This is a genomic window from Methylacidiphilum caldifontis (genome assembly GCF_017310505.1).
GTDB classification, from domain to species: domain Bacteria; phylum Verrucomicrobiota; class Verrucomicrobiia; order Methylacidiphilales; family Methylacidiphilaceae; genus Methylacidiphilum; species Methylacidiphilum caldifontis.
Genome location: NZ_CP065957.1, coordinates 1,668,952 through 1,691,725 on the forward strand (window position 1 = coordinate 1,668,952; position 22,774 = coordinate 1,691,725).

The window sequence follows — 22,774 nt, forward strand, 5'->3', positions numbered from 1 at the left end:
CATCTCCAAGCCGCGAAAGCACTCCTTGACGTCTACACTTGAGAATGAGTTTTCCGAGAGACTCCACCGAGTCTCTGCGAGCACAATAGATCATGACGTCCTTACCATGGCCAGTAAACTGCCATGCCGTCGCAAGTGTCAATTCGTTCTTGTTCTGGGGAAAGGTATTCCTCCTCATCAAACCTGACGGGGGAGGTTTGGCTTCAACGAATCGCGGGACATACGACTCCTCTTCCTCGACTCGGACCTGAAGCCGCGCAGCGCGACCCTCCCATTGGATCCATCCGAATCGCTGTCGGGTCGGTCGCCATTCGGAATGTACGGGTTCTCCGGGCCTATCACGTCGAATCCATGCCACTAAGTCGGTCATCTTCTCCGTCTCTGGGAACAATGCCGACATGCACACGATACGTCGATTACCTGCGTCGTCTCGCCGGAGGAGACGTTGCACCAGGGCCTCATACCGCACCTCCCGCTCCCCGGGCCCGAGCATGTGCCCTTCGTCGAGGACGATCAAACCGACGTCATCGATGATCGTCGGATGGTTTCGAAGAGCGAAGTCCAGTTTCTCGGGTGTCGATACGACGATCTCCTTCGTGCGTAGCGTGTCTGCGTCAGTGGCTTCGACCCCGGCCGATCCATACAAGGAAGATACGGGAAACCCCAGAGGAACGAAGGTATCGGAGAGAGGTCCCGTTCGACTTGAGCGGACAGCGCTCGCAATGAAGTCACGTACACGACACGTTTGCCAGACGCCAGAGCCCTGAGGATACAGAGCTCTGCAATTCGCGTTTTCCCAGCGCTGGTCGGCAGGGCGATGATCAGGTCGTCTGCGGGATCAATGGCGCGCTCGGCTGCCGTGATCTGTGATGGCCAGAGTTCGATTGCAGCTCGTCTGTTTCTGCGGAGGCGATGAATGTAATCTCTCCGCAGTCCGTTCCAGCGTTCATCTGGATGATCAGGAGGCAGCTTCGGGAGACGTTCATGGAGGCTGTGATCCCAGAGATCGTCGATGAGATGGGAAGCAAGGGTGAGAATCCACCAGTGAGAGATCACATGGAGATCGGCTGCAGCCGCCGCCCCCGCCAGTAGTAATTGCTTGGCTCGATCTGCAGATGCCGTGGTTCCGGTACGCAATGCGTGATCGAAAAACGCAAGGCCACGCATGAGCGATGTCGTCAGGATATCGTCGATCGCATCGTACTCATCGTAGTCGTCGTCGGTCTGCAGACGTTCTGCTACCGCAGCATCACGATGTACCTCGTCCTGCAACCATGTCGAGAGCTGTTCGTGGAGCTCGTCCAGCGAGCGCCGCATCAATCGCGCGAGAGCCAGCTCGGAGGGTGATGTATTTGTTTCGATGGTACCATCCGGCAGAATCGAATAGGCGCGAGCCGCATATTGAGCAAGATGAAAGGCTACGGCAGCGGTCACCCTATGAAAGCCGGAATCAGGCCGTCCTGGTCCCCCTTGGTGAACGGCACTCTCGATGGCTTCGCCTGCGCATAGGAAAGCTCGTTTGAGATGGGGACTGTTAGGGGAAACACCTCGCAGCCGGAGCGACATCGCAAGGACGGTGTGTCCGAAATCGAGGAGGTCTTCCGTCAGTGTCAAGGGGAAGCTAGGGGATCCAGGAGGAAGAGCACCGTTACGCCAGATGAGCCCGCGAGCCAATCCCTTGTCCAAGAGCCGATCGCGGAAACCTGGGTCGATCGCTTGCTGGATTCGGGATTCGAGTACTGTAACCGGCTCTGGCATCTACAGATCCTCGTATATCAGTTGGATGAAATCACCATAGTCATCGGTTCATCCTCCGCGGGAGCCGCAGGGGATGATATGCGTGGGCATCTCCAGCAGAAGCGGGGCTCACACCGCGGTAAGGATCGATACAGGTCGTTTGCGGATCTGCCCACAGACAGGCCTAGCGACATCCACAACGGTCTCCGCTTTGCGGCATTCCGCCATATGGTGGTTAGCATCACGCTGGTCTGCCGGTTGCGGCGCCGGCCTTCGCTGGGTTATCTTCCGGAGAGGAATTTGAAACGTCGGGTGGATACCCCGCCTGCAACCTTACTGTTAAACAAGACGGGCTGTGAAACGGAGAATCGGAGAGTTCGAAGAGGATATGCGTGGATTGTGCCTGCAACCGTGAGGGTTGTGCTTTGACCACACGTGCTTCATCTCGAACCGGAGAATCAAGGGGGATGTACGCGGGACCTCGCGGTAACCAATAACCGCCAGAATCAGTAAATTGAAATCTGGCTCCGGAGGTAGGATTCGAACCTACGACCAAACGGTTAACAGCCGTCCGCTCTACCACTGAGCTACTCCGGAATGTGTTTTTTATCCTTTATTTATTGTATTACCCCTTATAAAAGAGCTGATAACATAAAAAATAAAATTTTCTTCTAAAATTAACATAAAAAATGCTTGTTGTGCATTTTTTCCTTTAACCGCGGTGCAGTTACCCTTTTTCTTTTTCAATTCAAGGGTTGATAATTAAATTAAAAAAAAGGGAAACTTGCAATTCCAAAATAAAAATTTTTCCATCGTGAAAAAGGAAAGGCTAGATTTATTATTGGTAAAAAAAAATTTAGTAGGTTCAAGGCAAGAAGCACAGAGACTTATTCTTGCTGGCAAAGTGTCGGCAAGGGGCAAGCCTGGACTAGTTTTAAAGCCGAGTCAACTCTTTGATCCCAATCAGGATTTTGAAATCTCCGAAAGGGAAAAATATGTAAGCAGAGGTGGTTATAAGCTTGAGGTCTTGTTTCAAGCGCTTTCCATTGATCTTGATGGGAAGGTCTGCCTGGATGTAGGCTCTTCAACAGGGGGTTTTACAGATTGCATTCTGCAAAACGGAGCACGGGCTGTTTATTGTGTTGATGTTGGTAAAGGACTATTGCATTGGAAAATAAGATCCGATTTGCGAGTCAAAGTGATGGAAGGGATAAATGCAAGGTTTTTAAAAAAAGAAGATTTTGATACTCTATTTGATTTTATCAGTGTCGATGTCTCTTTCATTTCCCTAAGATTGATTCTTCCCCGGCTATTTCCATTGCTTCAACCTGGAGGCTTGATATGTGCTTTGATTAAGCCACAATTTGAAGCGGGTAAAAAAGATATACCCAAGAACGGGGTGATCAAAGACGAAACCGTAAGAAACCGAGTTATAGAGGAGCTGAAACTTTGGTTAGAGGAAAATTTTCCCATGAGAACCTCATTGGTTATTCCCTCTCCGGTGTTAGGTCAAGAGGGCAATCAGGAATATTTGTGGGTTATTGAAAGAAAAACGACCTGAACTTTTGTGGACAGTCAAAGACTTAGGTATTGGAATGGAAAACTCGTTCATTCATGTCAGGGGAGCCAAGGAACATAACCTAAAGAACATTTCTTTAAGCATTCCCAAAAACCGTTTTACAGTTGTCACTGGAGTAAGTGGATCAGGAAAATCTTCTCTAGCCTTTGATACACTCCATGCTGAAGCCCAGAGAAGATACATGGAAAGCCTTTCGGTCTATTCCAGACAATTTCTTGAACAGTTCGAAAAACCGGAAGTGGATGCTATTGATGGGATTATTCCCAGTATTGCCATTGAACAAAAAACATCCAAAGGTTCACCGCGTTCCACGGTTGCCACAATCACCAATATTTATGATTATTTAAAGCTTCTTTTTGCTTACATAGGCCAACCCCATCATCCTGTAACAGGCAAAAAACTCAAAAAATATACCATCGAGGAAATGGCTGAAAAGCTACTGTCGTTGCCCATGGGAACTTCGGTTATGCTTTTAGCCCCCCTTATAAAAAAGGCAAAAGAAGATTTTATCCCCTTGTTGGAACAGATGCAAAAAGAAGGATTTTTAAGGGCAAGAATAGGTGGCCAGCTAATAGAAATTGAAGAAGCAAGAAGCTATTCTGAAGAAAATGTGCACAAAGTTGAAGTAGTCGTTGACAGGATTCAGATTGAACCTGATGTTAAAAGCCGGCTTTACGATTCCTTGGAATTGGCTTTAAGGGTGGGCAAGGGGGTGGTATGTGCGGTCTTCAAAGATAATGATGGGAAAGAGACCGAACTGCAGATGAGTAATCTCCATTACGATCCAGAAACCGGTTATCTGTTTCAAGATCTTAGTCCAAAACATTTTTCTTATAATTCTCCTTTTGGAGCTTGTCCTTCCTGTCATGGTTTAGGGACAGAAGTTGATTTTGATCCTGATTTGATTATCCCAGATCCATCGGTGCCTTTGAAAGACAATCCTTTTGTTCCATGGGAGAAAATGGGGGGAGTATTTTTAAAAGTATTCCTTGAAGATTTGCTTGAACAAGCCTCGATTTATGGAGAATCCCCAGACAAAAGCTGGAAGGATTGTTCGGAGGAATTTAAAAAGACTATTCTCTACGGAACCACTTCTAATAAAAAAAAGAGCAAGAAACCTTTTGAAGGAGTAATTCCGGCACTACGTAGAATATTCAAGGAAAGCAGCTCTGCACTGCTTAAATCTCGGCTCAAGGACTTTCTTTTCTCGGTTCCCTGTAGAGTGTGCCAGGGGCAAAGACTTAATCCCGAAATTCTTTCAGTGACCATTGAGATCGAGGGTTGGCCAGCCTTCAACATATCCCAAGCCATGCTTTTGACTGCTTTCGACTCTTTGGACTGGGCTAAATCCTTATATAGCCTTCACAAAGAGGATAAGGGAGCGAGAGAAATCCTCTCTGGCCTAATAACTCGTCTTGAGAACCTTGTAGAACTTGGAGTGGGATATCTAGAGTTGAATCGACAAAGTTCCACTCTTTCAGGAGGAGAGTCCCAGAGAGTGAGACTTGCTTCGCTGCTTTCCGGTGAATTGACAGGCCTCCTTTATGTCCTGGATGAACCAAGTATTGGTCTCCATCCCCGGGATACAGCCAAGCTGATCAAGATGATTAAAAAACTGAAGGAACTGGGAAATACTATTCTTGTCGTCGAACATGATGAATACACTATAAGAGAGGCCGATTTCATTGTGGAACTAGGACCCGGAGCTGGAACCAAGGGGGGGGAACTCATCTATACGGGGCCTTTTGAAGAACTATTGAAATCCAAGAAGTCTTTGACAGGAGCATACTTGAGAGGAGAACTTTCCATTCCCGTTCCACCAAAACGAAGAAAACCCAGGGCAAAATGGATCCGTCTTTATGGAGTCAAGGAGCATAATTTAAAAAATATCGATGTTTCTATTCCCGTTGGCCTCTTTTGTTGCGTTACTGGGGTCAGTGGTTCAGGTAAGAGTACACTTGTTAACGATGTATTAGCCAAGATCTTCTTGAAACATCTTCAAGATCCTAAGATTGAACCGGGCTCTTTTGACCGGGTAGAGGGGCTTTCCTTGATAAAAAAAATTGTTGTCATCGATCAATCCCCCATAGCGCGTTCGATGCGGTCAAATCCTGCAAGTTACAGCGGGGTTTTAACTCTTATCAGAGAGCTTTTTGCAAAGCTTCCCAAGTCAAAAATATTGGGTTTTTCAGCTACCCGGTTTAGCTTTAATGTTCCGGGTGGTCGATGTGAACGCTGTAAAGGTGAAGGGGTTATCGAGGTGGAGATGGCTTTCCTTTCTCCTGTGTATGTCGTATGTGAAGCTTGCCAGGGCAAAAGATTTAACCGAGAGACTCTGGAAGTAACCTATCGAGGTAAAAATATAGCTGATATTCTCGATATGACTATAGAGGAGGGATGCGCTTTTTTCAGGAATATCCCTGAGCTGTTCGAAAAGCTTGAACTTATGGCTAACGTGGGACTTGGGTATTTAAAACTAGGCCAACCTTTCTCTACGCTTTCAGGGGGAGAAGCTCAAAGAATAAAACTTGCTGTGGAACTCTTGAAAGGATCAGAGGGCAAAACCCTTTATATCCTTGATGAACCGACCACAGGTCTTCATTTTGCGGATATAGATCTTTTGCTTAGGCTCTTGCACAATCTTGTGGATAGGGGTAATACAGTGGTTGTCATCGAACATAATCTTGAGGTTATCAAATCAGCGGATTATGTTATTGATTTAGGCCCAGAAGGCGGGAGCGGTGGGGGATATGTTGTTGTTGCAGGCAGTCCAGAAGAGGTTGCAGGGGAAAAAGCGAGCTGGACGGGAAAGTATCTCCAGCCTTTAGTTAAGCAAAATAGATCATAATGAGAAGAAAAATATTCTTTGTTTTTCTCTTTTTGAGTTTTTTTTCCTGCTTTTTTTTCAACAGTAGTTATGCCTTGAGTCCTGAAGAAGCCGCTTTCGAACAAATTCGAAATTCCATGGACGATACTCTATTGAGTCGTGCCATTGATTTATCCAAGGAATTTGAGAAAAATTATCCTCGTTCTTCTTATCTTCCATCAGTTTATATTATGCATGCCGAAGCCCTTTATTTTCGGGCTTGTTACGAAGAGCTGATCGCCTTGTTTGCCCAACAATCCCTAGCTCAATTTTCATTTGAAGAGTTGGGTAAAGTGGCTTTCTGGAAAGCGGAAGCGTACCGAGCATTGGGAAAATGGCCACAAGCTGTGGGCGAATATGAAGTAGCTGAAAAATATCTTCTGGATAGTTTTCTTCTGGAGAAAGTCTGGCTTAGAAAAGGCTTCTGCTTGTGGCAAGAGGGAAAGATACAGCAAGCTAAAGAACTGTTAAGTAAAGTCATCCACTCCAACAATTCCTCTGTGAGTGCTGAAGCTCTATTAGTTCTAGGTAAGCTTTCATTGAACCTGGGTAAAGAAAAGGAAGCTAAAGAGTATTTCCAATCTGTTATCGCTCGGAGTGCTTATTCGGCCTACGCCGTTGAAGCCAAGTACTGGATAGGGCTATTGCTTGAACATAGCTATCCCCAAGAAGCGGCCTCCTTTTTCGAATTTGTCGTGAATAATGCCAGCTTTTCCAGGGATATGACTGTTCAAGGGTTTCTTGAACTAGGTAAAACCTACATGGCCTTGGAGGAAACGGGCAAGGCGATGCTTTCTTTTGAAAAAGGGCTAAACCTATGTACAAAAGAAAATTTGCAACTTCTTTTTGTAAAATATTATCTGAAAGCCGCAATTTTACAGAATCGGCTTAATGAAGCCAGGCAGAAGCTGTTTTCTCTGTTTCCCATTGAAAAGGGATCAAGGATTGGAGCATGGATAAGGTTTATCGAGGCTGAAGAAGAAGCCAATAACGAACAATATGATTATGCATTGCTTCTGCTCGACAAGCTTCTTGCCGATGAAACCTTGTTAGGAACGGACAAACAAGTGGAGTATGCTCTTGGTAGGGTTTATTTTAACATGGGTTCAAAAGATGCAGCTGAAAAAAATTTTTTAAAAGCATTGACTTCCTCTGATCTTAAAGTGAGTGAATATGCTACGTTTTATCTTGGTCTTATCGAATATGACAAGTCGAAGTATGCTGAAAGTGCGGATAGGTTTCTTGAAGCTTTCAATAAACAGGGGGAACTTGAAGAGGAAGCCTTATACAATGTCCTTCTTTCGAAGGCAAAGATGCATAAAGTAGAGGATTTTCTCAAAGCTAAGGAAGCTTTTCTGTTGAAATATCCTTCCAGCCGTTTTATCTCCGAAATTTATTTGGTTGAGGCTGAATTGTGGGAAGAACTTGATCAATTCGATAATGCCATTGGGGTAATTGAAAAATCTCTTTCTGATTCTTCTATCAATCATGGCAAGGAGGAGTTGCTTTTCAAACTGGGAAAACTTTTTTTGAAGCGAGCGAAATATTCTGAAGCCCAGGAGGTTTTTTTGAGGCTTTGCAATACCTATCCCAATAGTAAACTTGTTCCGGAAGCGTTATATCTGGCTGTTTTTTCAGATTATCTCTCCGGAAAGATAGGCGTACATACGGCCAGGGAAAAAATGTTGGATTTATTGAAAAGATATCCTTCCGAAGCTATAGCCCCAAAAGCCCTGTTCTCGGCAGCTGAATATGCCTATAATGAAGCCGATTTTTATGGAGCTAGATGGCTTTTTGAAGAAGTACCCAAGGAGTATCCGAATAGCGATCTTGGAGACCAGGCTTATTATTGGGCTGCCAAAGCAGCCATTGAATGCAAGGATTTTTCTGGGGCTGTGCTCCTTCTTGAAAAAATACCCGAAAATTCTTCCATAAAATCTGAAGCTCGACTTTTACAAGGAAAAATATATTATGATCAAAGCCAATATGCGGCTGCAATTTCTCTTTTTGACGGGGTTTTAGATAAGGAAAAGACAGGGAAGCTTCACGTTTTGGCTCTTTTAAGGAAAGCGGACTCTCTTTTTGCTCAAGCAACGAAAGAAAAGAAATATTTCTTGGATGCCTGCAATATTTATTCAGCTGTGGCCAAAGACGAAACAGCTGACCTTGAAGAAAGGGATGAAGCCGCATTTAAATGCGCGATGTGTCTTCAAAAAACGGGAAGGGTTGATGATGCTTTAGCTTCTTATCTAGCGATACTGGATGGAAGGATTGGGGGTCATCTTAAAGGAGAAGCTGAAAAAGAAGGTCTTAGGGATGTTCAACAAACAGATTTCCCTGAGTTTTATTGGAGAATTAAAGCGGGGGTCGAGGCTGCTCTCATAAAAGAAGATCAGAAAGATTGGATAGGGGCTATTTCCATTTACCGCAAATTGGAGTCATTAGGGGGGCCCACACAGCAAGAGTTTCATGATACGATAAACCGGTTGAAGAAAGATCATTTTATAGCCGATGGGATTTAACTTTAGATTCGTGTTTCAATGATTCCCTCTGGCCTTGAATCCTCTTTAGGGAATCCATAAAAAATGGGGTTCACCAGATAGAGAAGGAACAACAAGAATTTCTGGGGAGAAACCGGCAGCACGGAGTATGTCTTTTCTTGAAAGCTTGACTGGCAGGCTTTCACATAAAGAAAAATATCCTACCGATTTTTTATCTTTCACCGTGTCGCGTACAATTTCATAATAGGTTTGAGGCAGTTCAGTTGTTTTGGAAAATTGTCCAATAAATTGATGTTGAGTAATAAAGAATTGAGCCAAGCTTTCTGTTCTTACTTTAATTTCTGGTTTCTGCAAGAGATTGGGATAGGCTGTAATAAAAAGAAGATAAAGAGAAGCAATCTCGATATATTTCTCGAAATCTATATAAATAATATTCTTCAAGGATTCTCGATCAAGGTTTTTGAGTTGAGGAAAAGAAGGATGATTTTCAGGAGGCAGGATATAAAAGAAATATTCCTCTTGGTTTATAGCCTTTTCAGAAGAACGTTGATTTTCCTTAAATGAACTTTCTTTTTCTGAATGTAAAGAAGGGATTTCAAAACTAAAGCTGAATTGCCTTAAACCAACCTGCCAACGGATACGAAAAAAAGACTCTTCAGTTTTAACTCCATTTATCCAGCAAACCGAACGAGCTGCGTGAGTCAAAAACCACGTTATGGGGCAACGAAAAGTTAACAATGCTGGATTAAGTTCTAAAGCTAATTTTACTTCTAGCATGACTTCCTCAAAATAACCAAGAGCTGTCAAATTGGGGTCTTTGAGTGAAGGTAAAATGCTTTCATATCCATACTTCAAGAAAAAACTGTAGGATAAAAGACCATCATAGTTATTGATGAGCTTTATTGCTTCAGCTTTCTTTTCTTTGCTCAACTTTTTTATCCTGTTGAGTCGGCCAATGCCTAGTTCTATAAGATGCTCTTTCTTTGGCTCTTCGACATAGAGAGGATGTAGATAGGTTGATATAAGAGGATCGGCTTTGAGACTATCCCATAGCTTATTACTCCCTGCGATTATAATCAATGTGCCAGGAAAACCGAACAGCTCTCCAATATTCTTTGACCAGGAGTCAAAATAAGATTTATCTAAAAGAGCATTTTCCCAGTGATCAAAAACGAGCAGAAAAGGTCGAATCCTAGAGGAGAGTACAAAAAAATCTCTTATTTTTGATTTGGCAAACGTTTCTCTATCTCCATGGAAAGGCTTATAGGGTATATCGAAAAAAGAGGGTTCAGGACTGATAAATGGTTCTCCCAGAAACCAGTTTTTACATATCTCTTTAATCCGTCTGTCCTGTCCAAGGATAGAAAATCCATAAATAATTTTAATCCAATCTCTTGGATCATCTTCTAGCGTTCCCCAGCTAACAAGCTCTTTTTCCAAGAAGGGGAGTACAAAGTGGAAATCCCTTTTAATCCATTCAACCCATTCGGGCACAACTTCCTCGGGGAGAAGAGAGGTTGGGTTTTTTTTTAAAAAAGCCAAAGCAGATCGGATTTTGCGGTATAAGTTTTTATTTTTTTGTGCTGCGCGACTGACGAGCTCTAGCAGAAGACCATAAGCTAGGGCATCAAGTTGAGAAGCTTGGCCAGGCCAGCAACCTGTTGCACCGGGCTTTTCTGGGAAGAGCAGCTCGTAGAACAGACATTGTTGCAGATGCTGGAAGAAACCTCTGCAATCGAAAAGGGGAGGAATGGAGACCAAAAACAAGTTTTGAGAAAAATAATGAAATAGCCGGCCTATAAGATGGCTTTTCCCGGAACCGGAACAAAAAGAATAGAGGACAAAAATCTTTTTTTCTCCCCCTTTAATCTGGGATGAAAGAAGAGGGACTATTTGGGAAAAAGGCTTTTGGCCTAACCCTTCAACTGAAGGTGCAATTTTTCGATGATCCACAACATGGGATCCAAAAAAGATATTCCAGTTGAGCGCACTTTCCTCTTTCTTATTGGAAAAGCCAATCATTTTTCATTTTTTTATCCAGTTAAAAAGAAAAAAGTTTTTTTCTTTTCTCGATTAATCTGTAGATGATGATTTTCTTCTAGATCCCTTAAAGGGTTCTTTCCTCTATCGGAATAAAGGGCATAGGTAAAGGCCCTACATACTCTGCGATGGGCCTGATCAGGCGGTTATTTGCTCTCTGTTCGAAAATATGAGCACACCATCCAGCAGTTCGAGAAATAACAAAAAGAGGAGTGAATAATAGAGTGGGAATGCCCAAGAAATGATAGGTGAGGGCGCTATAAAAGTCTACATTGGGATAGAGATGCTTCTCTTTAAACATGACTTCTTCTATTTTTTCTGCGATTGAAAATAAAACTTTATATTGAGGCTTAACAGATAGATTTTTAGCCCATTCCTTGATAATGTCTGAACGGGGGTCTCCATACTTGTATACTCTATGGCCAAAACCCATAATTTTTTCTTTTTTAGAAAGCATTGCTTTGACTCCCTGTTCAGCTTCTTCCACTGATTGAAATTTGCCAATCTGTTCCATGGCAGCTTCGTCTGCACCCCCATGCAAGGGCCCTCTGAGGGCACAAATTCCCCCTGTAATGGCGGAATAAAAATCAGAAAGGGTAGATGTGATGACTCTGCAGGTGAATGTTGAAGCGTTAAATTCATGTTCGGCATGAAGAATTAAAGCGACGTCCAACGCTCGTATTTGGTCAGCATTGGCAGGATGGCCATACAAAAGATGCAAAAGATGAGAGGCTATTGTTTTTTCGCTTTCTGATGTTGTTTCAATCGATCCTTTTCCTTTATGATACTGATACCAGTACAAAAGCATAGAAGGCAGTACAGCCAGCAGTCTTTTGGCAATATCTTCTTGGGTTCTACCGCCTTCTTCAGGTTCCAAGGTACCGAGCATGGAACAACCTGTTCTTAAAACATCCATTGGATTTGTTTCTTTAGGAATCAACTTAAGAACGGATTGGAGGGAAGAAGGGAGTTCTCTTAAAGAGGCAAGTTGGTCGATAAAGGTATTCAGTTGGCTTTTCGTCGGAAGTTTGTTGTAGAGCAAAAGAAAAACGACTTCTTCAAATGTGGCTTTTTTTGCCAGGTCATGGATAGAATACCCTCTGTAGGTCAAATCTAATCCCTCTTTACCCACTGTACTTATAGAAGTTTTACCGGCTATAATTCCCTCAAGTCCTCCTTTAATGGTTTCAGTCATAAATATTTTCCTTTCTTGTAAGCTATGTTTTTAAAATTAATGATGCCTTGTTTTTATTAAACATAAGTATCGCTTTTTCCTCTATACAGAAGAAAGGCTTATTTTTTATGAATTAAGGTTCTTTTCAAGGAATAAAGAATTGATTTGTATTGTAAAGAATGCTAATAAAATGTGCTGTCAATGCATAGAAGAGATTTTTTTAAAAAAGTTGTTTTTTCTTTTGCCGGTTTTGCTATAGGACAATCTTTACAACAGACTATTGCTCAACAGCTTCAAACAAATCCAACCGGAACTCCTCATCCCTTAACTAACCCAAAAAACCCCTTGGATATAGAGGTTCCTTTTGTTCATAATGGGCCTGGTTTTGGCCGAAGAGTTGCCATTACTTTTGACGATGGCCCTGTCCCAATAACAACTGAAATGGTTTTAAAGGCATTAGAGAGCAGAAAAATCCCCGCTACTTTTTTCATGTTGGGTGAACACGTTAAAGCTTACCCTTCCTTGGCTAGGGAAGTCCATTCTGCAGGTCATGAAATTGGCAATCATACATTTAATCATCCCCAACTTTCTAAATTGCCTGATGCCTTGGTAGAACAACAGATCCGTGTTACACAGGATCTTATTGTGGATGCTACAGGAACTCGTCCTGTCTGGTTGAGACCTCCTTATGGGGCATTTAAAAGATCTCAAGCGCATATTGCTTATAAATTAAAACTGGGAGTTGCTCTCTGGAATGTGGATACGAGAGACTGGACAAAACCTGGAATTCGAAAAATTCTTGAAATTATAGAAAAAGAAACCCGTCCTGGTTCAATCATTCTTTTGCATGATATTCATAAAGAGACGGCTCAAAATACAGGACGAATTCTAGATTTTCTCTTGGAAAAGGAATATGAATTTTCCACCATTTCTGGGTTCATAGGCAACCCCTACGTTCACGAAAGTGTCCCTTCTTGAAACCTTTGAGGTTGACTTTGGTTTATGTTCTCTTTTTAATCATATATCTATTTTTTTTCTTTTGGCTGGGTAGCTCAGTCGGTAGAGCAGCGGACTGAAAATCCGTGTGTCGGCGGTTCGATTCCGCCCCCAGCCACAGAAACGTCATAAACAGGATGGAGTCCAAGAATAGAGAAGCTTTATCTTTTTTTAAAGGGTTGATTATTTAGATGCTGGAGTCAAAAAAAGATAAGTTGCTTTGTAGGGAATGCTCACGGTTTGATCTGCCTTTTGAGGAGGATTTTTAGGCGGGAGTCCTCCCAAAGTATCAATGCGTAGCACATAATTTACCCGACTCAAAATTCCTTCTCCTTCATGAGATTTCACTTTCAAAAGGAGCCAGGGAATTGAGTTTTTTTGTTCCCACTTGCTTTCGGGAGGGGTCGAAGCGGTAATTTTGCTCCCATCATTGGCTTGCCATGTTGGTCCGGAATAATGGGAACCAATTTTTTTTCCGGATTTGCTTAAAAGGGTAGCTTTTGGGGACTTAAATGTCCATTCAAAGGAATTTTTTTCTCCCTTTTTAGGTTTGCTTACATAGATCTGGACTCCTTCTGCCTGAGCTACCCATAGAAGTAAACTATGAGAAGGGATGGTAAGACCTGGATTTTTTTGAGCAGCTAAAAGGGATAGGGGAGATAAAAATAAAGAAGCAATGAGTCCATACAAAAAAATCTTCATTTTATTTGATCAGATATTATCTGTTTAATTTTTTAACGAAATAATGCTTTATGATTCAATGAAAAAGAGAGTTGCACATGTCCAATATTCTAACTTGTCGGATTTGTGGCTGTACAGCAGACCATCCCCAGTACATTGCAAAAGAAACGATCATGGGGAGCTTTGAGCGGTTTTGTTATTTTAAATGCTTGGATTGTGGTTGTTTGCAAATTGTTTCCATTCCTAAGAACTTGGGAAAATATTACTCTTTGAACTATCACTCTAGAATATTAGAGCTTGGTAATCTTGAAAAAAAAGAAATTCTTTTTTTAAAAAAAAGGATTGCCCGCCTTATTCTTTTTTCAGGGAAAAGAGGGAAAATAACTCGGAATTTGTTTGGTAAGCTATTCCCAGGGTTTCTCTGGCAGTTTGGAGAACTAGGAATAAATCAAAAATCAAGAATTCTTGATTATGGATGTGGAAGGGCCCACTTTCTTTTAAGATTGTATGGTTGGGGATTTGAAAATCTTTTAGGCTTAGATCCATATATTCAGAACCCACAAAGGATAAAAGATAGCGTTGTTATAAAAAAAGGAGATTATACCCAGCTTAGCGGGTTTTTTGAACTGATTATATTAAATCACGTGATAGAACATCTCGAAGAGCCTCTTGGGGTTTTAAAAGCTTTGAGCAATCATCTTAGTGATAAGGGTACCCTGATTGTCAATACTCCCTTGGTAGATAGCTATGGATGGAGAAAGTTTGGGAACAGTTGGGCGATGTGGGATGCTCCTAGACATCTTCATCTCTTTACGGTCAAATCAATGGCTATAGCGGCGCAAAAGTGTGGGTTGAAGATAGTCAAGCTTGACTACGATGTGGGGAACAACATTTGGGAGACTTCCCGGCTTTTTTCTCTTAGCCCTGAAGCAGAGCGAATCGAGACTGTTTCTCAAAAGGAGCTAGAGAGGAGACAAAAAAAGATAAAGAAATTTTTAAAGATGCTCGATGCCCTTGGGGATAGTGATATGGCTTCTTTCTATTTAAGGAAGAGCTGATTGGTTCCTGAATAATTTTCAAAATTGTTTTAAAAAATGGTTTTTGAGTTTAATTTTTTTTATGCGTGTGGGAATAGCTTTGGGTTCAAACGATGGAGAAAGAAAAAGGCATATCGAAAAAGCCCTCAGCTTTTTAAAAAACTTGACGAAAAATAATCATTTTCTCTGTTCTTCGATCTGGGAGACAACACCTGTAGATTGTCCAGAAGGATCACAAAAGTTTCTAAATTGCGTAACAGAAATTGAGACAGATCTTTCTTCGAGGATCTTGCTTGGCTGTCTCCAAGAATATGAGCTTTCAGAGGGTCGATTACCACTAGCCAGCCGAAAAAAAAATGGACCGCGTCCGATTGATTTGGATATTTTATACTATGGTCATGAGATTATTGAGGAAAGAGACCTAACTATCCCTCATCCCCGAATGACTCAAAGGCTTTTTGTTCTGGGGCCTCTTGCAGAAATTAGGCCAGAGTTGATTCTTCCAGGTTATTCTAAGACTGTCAAGGATCTCTTCCATGAACTCAATAAAAATAACTCCTGATTGGGTAAGGAATAGAAAAAATACCGGTGAAAAAATCGCCGCTTTGACTGTCGTTGACTATCCTACGGCAAAAATTCTTGATGAAGCTCAGATACCCCTTCTTCTTGTTGGAGATTCGTTGGGTATGGTCACCTTAGGATACGAAGACACGACCAAAGTGAGTTTAAATGATATGCTCCATCATGTTCGGGCTGTGGCCCGAGCGAATGTAAAAGCCTTGGTGGTAGCAGATATTCCTTTTGGCTGGAACCGTGAAGCAGAGAAAGCCCTTTATTGTGCACGTAAACTTTATGAAGCGGGAGCTGAAGCCGTAAAGATTGAGGGGGGCAAAGAAGTGGGACAGATAGTAAAATTACTGATTTCTCAGGGAATTGCAGTCATGGGTCACATTGGGCTGATGCCTCAATTCCTTGGTCAACCCCCAAAATACAGGAAATATGGTATTGATGAAAAAGAAAAAAAGCAAATTATCGATGATGCCCTTTTCTTAAGTCGATTGGGGGTATTTGCAATAGTGCTTGAGGCTTTGGATGAAGCAGTTGCAGCGGAAGTTACCCGGCTTATCGAAGTGCCTACGATTGGTATTGGTTCAGGGAAATATTGTGACGGTCAAATTCTAGTTTTTCATGATCTCGTTGGACTTTTCCCATGGTTTCGGCCGAAATTTGTTCAACCCAAATTGAACATGGCTTTACTGATTAAAGAAGCGGCAATAGCTTATAAAAAAGAAGTCCAAAGCGGGCTCTAAAGGCCACCGAGTTCAATCAATGGGATGAGAACTCAGATAAAAATGCCTGATCAGCATTCTTTGTCCCTTGAAGCAAGGCAATCCCATAAGCCATGCGATTAACATCTTCGAGCAACCCACCAAGGGGAACAGCAAGCATATGGGCTTTCCAGACAAGAGTTTCGATCTTGCCTTGCAGCTCCAAAGGCCACATTTCTATAATTTCCATGCCATTGTAGTAGACTGAGCTGACGTAAAATTCACAGTTAATCTGTTGCCAACTTTGCTGAGTTTTAAATCCATAGCTAGAAGCCAAAGAAAGGGTAGCCATTCCATTAGCGTCAAAAAAGTTACAATAATAATTTTGGGGAGGTTGTTGGCTTGCCCAATTGCTGAGAAGAGAATCGATAAGAGGTTGGTAACGAGCATAAATTTTGGGATTGGCTTTGGCCAAGTTACTAATTTCATCAACAGGCTTGATGGGACTATTTCCATTTTCATACGGAGGAAGTTTGAATAGACCTGATTGAGAATAGCTCAAGAGTTTTGCTTGCAGATCATTTATGAAAAAGGTTTTAAGTGATTGAAGTGAGCTTTCATCTATTTTTCCTTTGAGGGGGGACAGTGTGGATTGAAGTTGTTTGATTTCTTCTATGCTCAGATTCAACACACTTTTGCCCGGCTTAGCTCGAAATGCCTCCACAAGAAGTTTCTTTACGGGAGCTTTTTTCAAGTCGAAAGGTAAGGAGTTAAAGGTAAAAGAGCTGGCTGATGTATTTTCTAAATGAGCAAGAACTTTAAGAGAAGGATGTTTGCTTGGATCCCAATGAAGAAAGGCATATGAGACGGCTTGAGGTTCAGCGGGAACGATAAAACAAGTTTCGATTAATAAGCTATGGCCTTTGCTATTTTTGTCATCAAAATTTCCTAATATGGTGTTATTAGATAAATTGGAGAGTGAAACATTGGGAATCGAGCTAAAGGAGCTCAGCTCATCGAAAGGGGAAGGGAAAAGAGAAATGGGACAAAAAGCAAAATAAATTAAAAAGAGAAGTCCAAAGCCGTTGATGTCTTTTTGGTTTTTAGAATTTTTCATTCGCTTTGAAAAAGGTTTGATTTAAGATTTTGCATTTGCGATAAGAATTCATTGCTATAGCAAAAACAGCCTTTTTTAAGTTCTTCTACGCTCAGTCGTTTCTATGAGCAGCTGATTATATAGATTTAACATATTTTTGGCCATCACTTTATAGGAGAATGTCAATTCTATTTTTTTATGGCATTCCCATTTTTTTTCTTCAGGAAGTGGCCCAGTAGCTGCTATATCGGCTAAAGCTTGGCATAAATCTGGAGTAGACCAGGGAGGGATCAGTTTGCCGACTTGGCAGGCTTGAAAAGCTTCGGGAATACCATCTATAGTCGTTGTGATAACGGGTTTGCCACAAGCGAAAGCTTCTAAAATAACCAAACCGAAAGCTTCGGTGGCAATAGCTGGATGTACAAGGCAGTCTAAAGCATTGATCCAATTTTCTATTTCAGAAGTGTGAGGAACAAGAAATACGCGACCTTCAAGTGACAACCTTTTTATCTTTTCTTCAAGAAGTTGTTGCATGTTACCCCTTCCGATGATGAGAAACCGACCATGAGGAAGAACGTTGCGAGAACAGTCAGCAGCTTCAAGAAAGTCTAACTGTCCCTTGCCTAGGGGAAAATCATAACTGCCGATCATGCCAAAAAGGAAATGTCGGGCTTCTATCCCCAATTTTTCTCTAAGATATAGCACCTTTCGTGGATAAAACCGTTGAGTATCAATGCCTCCATAAATAACTCTTATTTTTTTATGATCTCCCCTGATTGGCTCTCTTTTATGCCTCTCTTTAATTGGACAGAGAGGATCAAAATCCCCTTGAACAAGAACTTTTTTTGTAAACCGAGATACAGCGACCATGCAATCGCAACAGTTTAAAAGATAATGCTTGCTTAACCATGATCCAGGACTTTTGGCCATATGTCGGGTAAGAACAATTTTAGGTTTGGGGGTGGTCCAGGATGCACTGAGTATAGCTGGCCAATAGTCTCTGCCGTGATGGGCATGCAAAACCGAAATTTTACGACTTTTTATTATTTTCCAAAGCTTATAAAAGCCAGAGATCTTTTTTTCCCAATGCACACTTTCTATTCCATAAGATTTTAGCTGATCGAACAGTTCTGTATTTTGGGGGCAAGCGACAAGAACTGAAACTCCTAATTCCTGTAGTCCGCGTGCGAGTAAAATGACTTGATTATCTGTACCTCCTCCTTGGAGAACAGAGTCAATTAAAAGAATACGAGGTTCATTTTGCATTTTAATCCTTTGATAGTCCCATGTTGTCGGGCATACCTTTAAGATGCCATAATGCAATTTTAGAATTAGTTTTTAACCTAGTGTTTGAATATTTGCCGAAAGTGACCAGGTAAAGAAGACTTTCAAAGAAAAGGGATATAAAAAGCCGTAATAGAAGACCTATCCTGAGAATCCAATATTTAAAAGGATGGTGGATTTTGAAATATTTGTATCTTGATTTCCAATATTCAATGCGAGCTTCGGCTTGTTGTTTTTTAGCTGTTTTCCCTTGACCGTGCCATACTTTGACTTGGGGTAAAAAATAGATGAAGTAGCCTTTTTTTGTTGCTCTCAAACAAAAATCGGTTTCTTCAAAAAAGAAGAAATATCTTTCATCAAGTCCTTTCAGCTCATCCCAAATTTTTTTTCGAATAAGCAAAAAGGCCCCTATTACCGATTCAACAGCGAGGGGACGCTCAGTTTTGTATTCTTTACCTGGAAATTTTTTAGGAAAAAGTCTTCGCAGCATTGACTTGTTGCCTAATTCCGTTAGAAGGTTTGGAAAGTTAGCGATCGAATTTTGGAATGTCCCATCTTCATTGAGAAGCTGTGCTCCACAGACTGCACATGATGGATGATCTTCCATCCATTCCACGGCTTTTTGAATGGAATCTTTCTCTAGCCGGGCATCAGAGTTGAGCAATAGAAGATAATCGCCTTGAGAATACTGGGCAGCCTGATTTACGGCTTTGGAAAAGCCCAGATTGGTCGGAGAGCGGAGGTAAAGAACCCAAGGGAATTTTTTTTTTATCATTTTTTCTGTTCCATCTTTTGATCCATTATCAAAGACAATAACCCGTTTCTCATAAGGATCGCGGCTGTTTTCAATGGAAGTTAAAGCCTGTTCAAGCAGCAATTGAGTATTGAAACTGACAATAATTATCGATACATTCGCATTCATGGCAGGATTGCCTCAAGTCTCATCTCGGGTGGAGAATTCCTTTACCCACTTGTCTCATTATCGAAAGACTTACGGAGATAAAACTCCCATACTTATGTACCATCATATAGGAAGAAGTCCAAAAGATTCCAAGTTTCCTTCTCTGTGGGTTCCTAGCCTGCTTTTTGAAAGACAGCTTGGAGAGTTTTGGTCTGTGGAATGGCCTTCTATTTCCTTGGGAGAATTCGTTGCGGCCAGTTGTTCAGTTTGCAAAGGGGTAATTCTCAGTTTTGATGATGGCTATCAATCTGTGTTTACTCGCGGTCTACCTTTGCTTACAAAATTCAGAATGCGTGCCATTCTTTTTGTTGTGGTCAACTATATTGGAAAGTATAATGAATGGGATAGAGCTTTGGGAGAACCTCCTCAAAAGCTTATGGGTAAAGAAGAAATTAGAGACTGGATTGCTGCTGGACATGAAATTGGCAGCCATAGCCTTTCCCACCCCCATCTCCCTAAGCTTTCTTTTGATGAAGCTCGAAGAGAAATTGAGGATTCAAAAAAAATACTTGAAGATATTTTTTCTTTCCCTGTTCGACATTTTTCTTATCCGTATGGCGAATGGACTGCCCAATGCGCAGAAATAGCAGAAAAAGCGGGATATGAATCCGCATGCCAAATTGGAGAAGGGGTGAATTTTCCCGGAGAAAACCCCTTTTGTTTAAAAAGGTTAACGGCTAGAAGACCCAAAAGAAATTTAAGAACCCTTTTACAGATGCTCCTTCCTTATCGCCACACCGCTTAGTTTTCTTGCAAATGGATAAACTGCCTATAAGCCTGACCATGATAGCCAAGAATCAGGCTCATAATTTGCCAAGAAGTTTGGGAAGTGTAGCCCGGTGGGTAAGTGAAATCGTTGTGGTCATCAATGATTGTACGGATGAAACTGAAGCTGTAGCCAAAAGTTTTGGAGCACGGGTTGAAAAAAGGCCCTGGAGTTGTCGCAGGGATCAAAAAAACATCGCTCTTGAGCTGGCTTCCTACAATTGGGTTTTGGGATTGGATGCCGACGAAGTAGTTTCTGAGAACTTGAGACGGGACATTTTTAACTTTTTTTTAAAAGATCATCTTCATTATGTAGGAGCCACTTTCCCAAGGAAAACATGGTTGATGGACCGGTGGATTACCCATGGGGATTTTTATCCTGATTATAATTTAAGACTTTTTCGAAAAGATCGAGGCCGTTGGGGAGGAAGCCGGGAACATGACCGAGTTGTGGTAGAGGGAAAAGTTAAAAAGTTAAAAGGAGAATTGCTCCATTATTCTTTTCCGACTATCGATTATACAATCACTAAGCTTCCTGAATATGCTACATCTTTTGCCCAAGAAGCATTAACCAGAGGAAAAAGATGGAGCTGGGTTGACATCCTGTTTAGACCACCTTGGAGGTTTTTTAGGAGCTATATTTTGAAGGGAGGTTTTCTTGATGGGTTCCCTGGATTTTATGTTGCTTCGATGGCCGCCTTTTCTAATTTTTTTAGGTATAGCAAACTTTTTGAATTAACCCAAAAAGGTAAAGAGATTAAAAATATTCATAATAATCTTGAAAAGACAAGATAATCAAAAATCGAAGCGGTATTTAAAGCTGCTCTTTTTTTATAAAAGCCAAAAGCTGCCTGCTCATGTATTTGATTCTGTTTAAATCTGAAAATGAAAGTCCAAAAAAAAGGGGAAGCCGGTAATGGAAAGGCAGCTTTTTTTCCAATAGATTTTTATGTTCTTTGAAGTAATCCTCAGCTAATGAAAGATCTATAGATTTGTAGGCAAAAAGCTTTTTGAATCGGTTTTCTATGATGGCTTTTTTTCTTTCTTCGGTGAGTATTCCTTCTTTTTTTAAATATTCGATCATTTTTTCAAGTAGATTATCATGATCTCTGAGGATTTCTATAAATTGGTGATTAGCCCGGGTAGACGTATGACCTACACGGTAAATGGCTCCAGGAGTAGGGCAATAAACAAACTTCAATTTGTTGGTAATCGCTCGCATATAAAGGCTATAATCTTCACAGGGATGAAAGCTATCCCAGCCGCCGATTTTCAGAAGAGATTCTTTGCGCCATAGGTAGGATCCTGTCTGTGGCATATCCCAAGAAAGCCACAATGTTAAAGGGTCTTCTTTGGGGTCGGAACCAAGCAGTTTTTTCTGGATGGGTTTTCCGTTTTTCCAGATTTCAACATAAGTTGGTGAGTATAAAACATCGGCAGAATCGATCTTTTCTTTGGCCTCCTCCTGTTGTGTTTTTATTTTTCCTTCCAGCAAATAATCGTCATGATCGATGTACTGAATCCATTCACCAGTCGATTCGAAAAGAATTAAATTCCGGTTGTCTGCCGTGTCTTGAGGTTTGTTAAGCCGTATAAGCTTGATTTTATCTTTGTACTGGTTCAAAATAGAAGAAGTTCCATCTGTTGACCCCGCATCAACAACAATAATCTCTTTATTTTCCCAATCTTGACCTATAGCACTCTCTAGGGTTTGAAAGAGCCATTTTCCTGGATTATAAGTTGGAATACCAATGGTGATCTTTGGATTCAATTTTAGCTGGTTATTGTATTTTTTTTTATTTTATATTTTTTCGCTGTCAACATTTTTAGCTTGATGACCAACTGGTTATTTCTGTCTAAAAATGCTTTGGATTTTTTCAGTAACAGAAAATCCAAAAAGAGAATAGAGTACACTGTATCTCAAAGGGCCATCTACACAAAAAAGACCTAATGGCTTTTGTTTTCTTTCTAGGGCGACTGCTTCCTCAATTTTTCCTTCTTTTGCAAGCCACCGGGCGACAAGAAAATAGGCTTTCCCAATTTCTTTTTTAAGTTCTGGAACCAACTGGCCGTTTTGATTCAGCCACTGCACCATCCTGTCCATGCATCTTTTTTTTTGTTCAATAAACTCCATCGCTTGCTGATGAGCCATAGGCTTGTTCCTGTAATTCCAATATGCTCCAGCTATGGGAGTCAAAGAAAATTTTAAATTCGACTGGATTGCTCTTCCCACAAGTTCATAATCGTCATAGAGAGAGGCATAATCCGACCATCCCCCAATTTTTGCAACCGATGTTTTTTTCCAAAGATAACCGCCTGTTTGAGGCAGTTCGGATGAAAACCACAGGGAAAGGATGGGTCTACTCATAGCCTTGGCGGATGGCACGTATTTTTCTTTTCCTTCAGGCGAAACAGCGATGATTGGAGAATAAAATACATCAATCGTGTCAAGTTCGGCTGTCAAAGAAAAATGGTTGTTGATTTTATTCTGATCCAAATAGTCGTCGTGATCAAGCCATTGTATCCAAGAACCCTTGGCTCTATTCAATGCCTCGTTTCTAGCTTTTGCTCTCCCTTGGTTTTCTTTGAAAAAGACATGAGAAACAACTCCTCTATACTTTTCAATAATTTTAGCTGTCTGATCGGTAGAACCATCGTTAATGACAAGAATCTCTTTGTTTGGCCATGATTGATTGAGAGCACTCAGAATGGCCTTTTCAATCGTTTTCTCCCCGTTATAGGTTATGATGGCAATAGTAACAAGGGGCAGATGATTCATTTTCAAGAAT

18 protein-coding genes, 2 tRNA genes and 2 pseudogenes are annotated in these 22,774 nt (G+C 41.5%); 11 read left to right on the forward strand and 11 right to left on the reverse strand.

All coding sequences use genetic code 11. The features are described from left to right. Positions 1 to 135 precede the first annotated feature (135 nt). On the forward strand, positions 136 to 534 hold the full coding sequence (locus IT6_RS10465; RefSeq protein WP_242524155.1) for a hypothetical protein: 399 nt from the start codon (positions 136 to 138) through the stop codon (positions 532 to 534). Here IT6_RS10465 and IT6_RS10680 read toward each other — a convergent pair. The 3 genes and pseudogenes from IT6_RS10680 to IT6_RS07750 all read right to left on the reverse strand — a co-directional run. Next, a pseudogene (locus IT6_RS10680) lies at positions 437 to 646 on the reverse strand (DEAD/DEAH box helicase); the annotation flags it as partial. The gene IT6_RS10465 and the pseudogene IT6_RS10680 overlap by 98 nt on opposite strands. Positions 647 to 732: 86 nt before the next feature. Then, positions 733 to 1,758: pseudogene (locus IT6_RS10470) on the reverse strand (DEAD/DEAH box helicase); the annotation flags it as partial. 501 nt (positions 1,759 to 2,259) lie between these two features. Further along, positions 2,260 to 2,334: transfer RNA gene (locus tag IT6_RS07750), tRNA-Asn, on the reverse strand. A 217-nt stretch (positions 2,335 to 2,551) separates the two neighbouring features. Here IT6_RS07750 and IT6_RS07755 point away from each other — a divergent pair. Genes IT6_RS07755 through IT6_RS07765 form a run of 3 tightly spaced genes read left to right on the forward strand, consistent with a single transcriptional unit; the run spans position 2,552 to position 8,704 of the window. Next, positions 2,552 to 3,298: a TlyA family RNA methyltransferase gene (locus tag IT6_RS07755; protein ID WP_206825913.1), complete on the forward strand. Its 747-nt coding sequence runs from the start codon at positions 2,552 to 2,554 to the stop codon at positions 3,296 to 3,298. Between the two features lie 34 nt (positions 3,299 to 3,332). Next, the gene (gene uvrA, locus IT6_RS07760; protein WP_206828595.1) at positions 3,333 to 6,164 is read left to right on the forward strand and encodes an excinuclease ABC subunit UvrA; all 2,832 of its coding nucleotides are present in this window, start codon (positions 3,333 to 3,335) and stop codon (positions 6,162 to 6,164) included. Beyond that, positions 6,164 to 8,704 carry a tol-pal system YbgF family protein gene (locus tag IT6_RS07765; protein WP_206825914.1) on the forward strand — a complete coding sequence of 847 codons (2,541 nt, stop codon included), beginning with the start codon at positions 6,164 to 6,166 and terminating at the stop codon, positions 8,702 to 8,704. The genes uvrA and IT6_RS07765 overlap by 1 nt, the downstream gene beginning before the upstream one ends. Before the next feature lie 45 nt (positions 8,705 to 8,749). Here IT6_RS07765 and IT6_RS07770 read toward each other — a convergent pair whose 3' ends face one another. Both IT6_RS07770 and IT6_RS07775 read right to left on the reverse strand, forming a co-directional pair. Next, positions 8,750 to 10,705, reverse strand: coding sequence for an ATP-binding protein (locus IT6_RS07770; protein ID WP_206825915.1), 1,956 nt, complete (start codon positions 10,703 to 10,705; stop codon positions 8,750 to 8,752). An 85-nt stretch (positions 10,706 to 10,790) separates the two neighbouring features. Continuing rightward, a complete protein-coding gene (locus IT6_RS07775; RefSeq protein ID WP_134439538.1) occupies positions 10,791 to 11,918 on the reverse strand; it encodes a citrate synthase/methylcitrate synthase in 1,128 nt (375 codons plus the stop codon). Between the two features lie 180 nt (positions 11,919 to 12,098). Between IT6_RS07775 and IT6_RS07780 the strand changes: the two genes are divergently transcribed. Both IT6_RS07780 and IT6_RS07785 read left to right on the forward strand, forming a co-directional pair. After that, positions 12,099 to 12,875: a polysaccharide deacetylase family protein gene (locus IT6_RS07780; protein WP_134439539.1), complete on the forward strand. Its 777-nt coding sequence runs from the start codon at positions 12,099 to 12,101 to the stop codon at positions 12,873 to 12,875. 63 nt (positions 12,876 to 12,938) lie between these two features. Then, a tRNA-Phe gene (locus IT6_RS07785) sits at positions 12,939 to 13,011 on the forward strand. Positions 13,012 to 13,076: 65 nt separating this feature from the next. Here IT6_RS07785 and IT6_RS07790 read toward each other — a convergent pair. Then, positions 13,077 to 13,595 (reverse strand): DUF3455 domain-containing protein, encoded by a 519-nt coding sequence (locus tag IT6_RS07790; protein ID WP_206825916.1) that lies wholly within the window; start codon positions 13,593 to 13,595, stop codon positions 13,077 to 13,079. A gap of 77 nt (positions 13,596 to 13,672) precedes the next feature. Between IT6_RS07790 and IT6_RS07795 the strand changes: the two genes are divergently transcribed. From IT6_RS07795 to panB, 3 genes are read left to right on the forward strand one after another with little or no spacing between them, the layout of a single operon-like run. Continuing rightward, on the forward strand, positions 13,673 to 14,632 hold the full coding sequence (locus tag IT6_RS07795) for a class I SAM-dependent methyltransferase (protein WP_206825919.1): 960 nt from the start codon (positions 13,673 to 13,675) through the stop codon (positions 14,630 to 14,632). A 43-nt stretch (positions 14,633 to 14,675) separates the two neighbouring features. After that, complete coding sequence (gene folK, locus IT6_RS07800) at positions 14,676 to 15,173, forward strand: 2-amino-4-hydroxy-6-hydroxymethyldihydropteridine diphosphokinase (RefSeq protein ID WP_242524158.1); 498 nt, start codon at positions 14,676 to 14,678, stop codon at positions 15,171 to 15,173. Further along, positions 15,148 to 15,921: a 3-methyl-2-oxobutanoate hydroxymethyltransferase gene (gene panB / locus IT6_RS07805; protein WP_206825921.1), complete on the forward strand. Its 774-nt coding sequence runs from the start codon at positions 15,148 to 15,150 to the stop codon at positions 15,919 to 15,921. The genes folK and panB overlap by 26 nt, the downstream gene beginning before the upstream one ends. 16 nt (positions 15,922 to 15,937) lie before the next feature. Here the strand turns inward: panB and IT6_RS07810 are convergent, their stop codons facing one another. The 3 genes from IT6_RS07810 to IT6_RS07820 form a co-directional block, all read right to left on the reverse strand. Then, positions 15,938 to 16,996 carry a hypothetical protein gene (locus tag IT6_RS07810; protein ID WP_242524159.1) on the reverse strand — a complete coding sequence of 353 codons (1,059 nt, stop codon included), beginning with the start codon at positions 16,994 to 16,996 and terminating at the stop codon, positions 15,938 to 15,940. A gap of 75 nt (positions 16,997 to 17,071) precedes the next feature. Beyond that, entirely contained in the window at positions 17,072 to 18,241 is a 1,170-nt protein-coding gene (locus IT6_RS07815) for a glycosyltransferase family 4 protein (RefSeq protein ID WP_206825923.1), read from the reverse strand. 1 nt (position 18,242) lies between these two features. Beyond that, a complete protein-coding gene (locus IT6_RS07820) occupies positions 18,243 to 19,181 on the reverse strand; it encodes a glycosyltransferase family 2 protein (protein ID WP_206825925.1) in 939 nt (312 codons plus the stop codon). On the opposite strand from IT6_RS07820, the gene IT6_RS07825 reads away from it, so the two are divergent. Then, positions 19,180 to 19,965 carry a polysaccharide deacetylase family protein gene (locus tag IT6_RS07825; protein ID WP_206825926.1) on the forward strand — a complete coding sequence of 262 codons (786 nt, stop codon included), beginning with the start codon at positions 19,180 to 19,182 and terminating at the stop codon, positions 19,963 to 19,965. The genes IT6_RS07820 and IT6_RS07825 overlap by 2 nt on opposite strands. A gap of 38 nt (positions 19,966 to 20,003) precedes the next feature. Next, positions 20,004 to 20,780: a glycosyltransferase family 2 protein gene (locus IT6_RS07830; protein ID WP_242524160.1), complete on the forward strand. Its 777-nt coding sequence runs from the start codon at positions 20,004 to 20,006 to the stop codon at positions 20,778 to 20,780. A 19-nt stretch (positions 20,781 to 20,799) separates the two neighbouring features. Here the strand turns inward: IT6_RS07830 and IT6_RS07835 are convergent, their stop codons facing one another. Beyond that, on the reverse strand, positions 20,800 to 21,756 hold the full coding sequence (locus tag IT6_RS07835; protein ID WP_206825927.1) for a glycosyltransferase family 2 protein: 957 nt from the start codon (positions 21,754 to 21,756) through the stop codon (positions 20,800 to 20,802). 75 nt (positions 21,757 to 21,831) lie between these two features. Continuing rightward, on the reverse strand, positions 21,832 to 22,764 hold the full coding sequence (locus tag IT6_RS07840) for a glycosyltransferase family 2 protein (protein WP_134439548.1): 933 nt from the start codon (positions 22,762 to 22,764) through the stop codon (positions 21,832 to 21,834). Between the last annotated feature and the right edge of the window lie 10 nt (positions 22,765 to 22,774).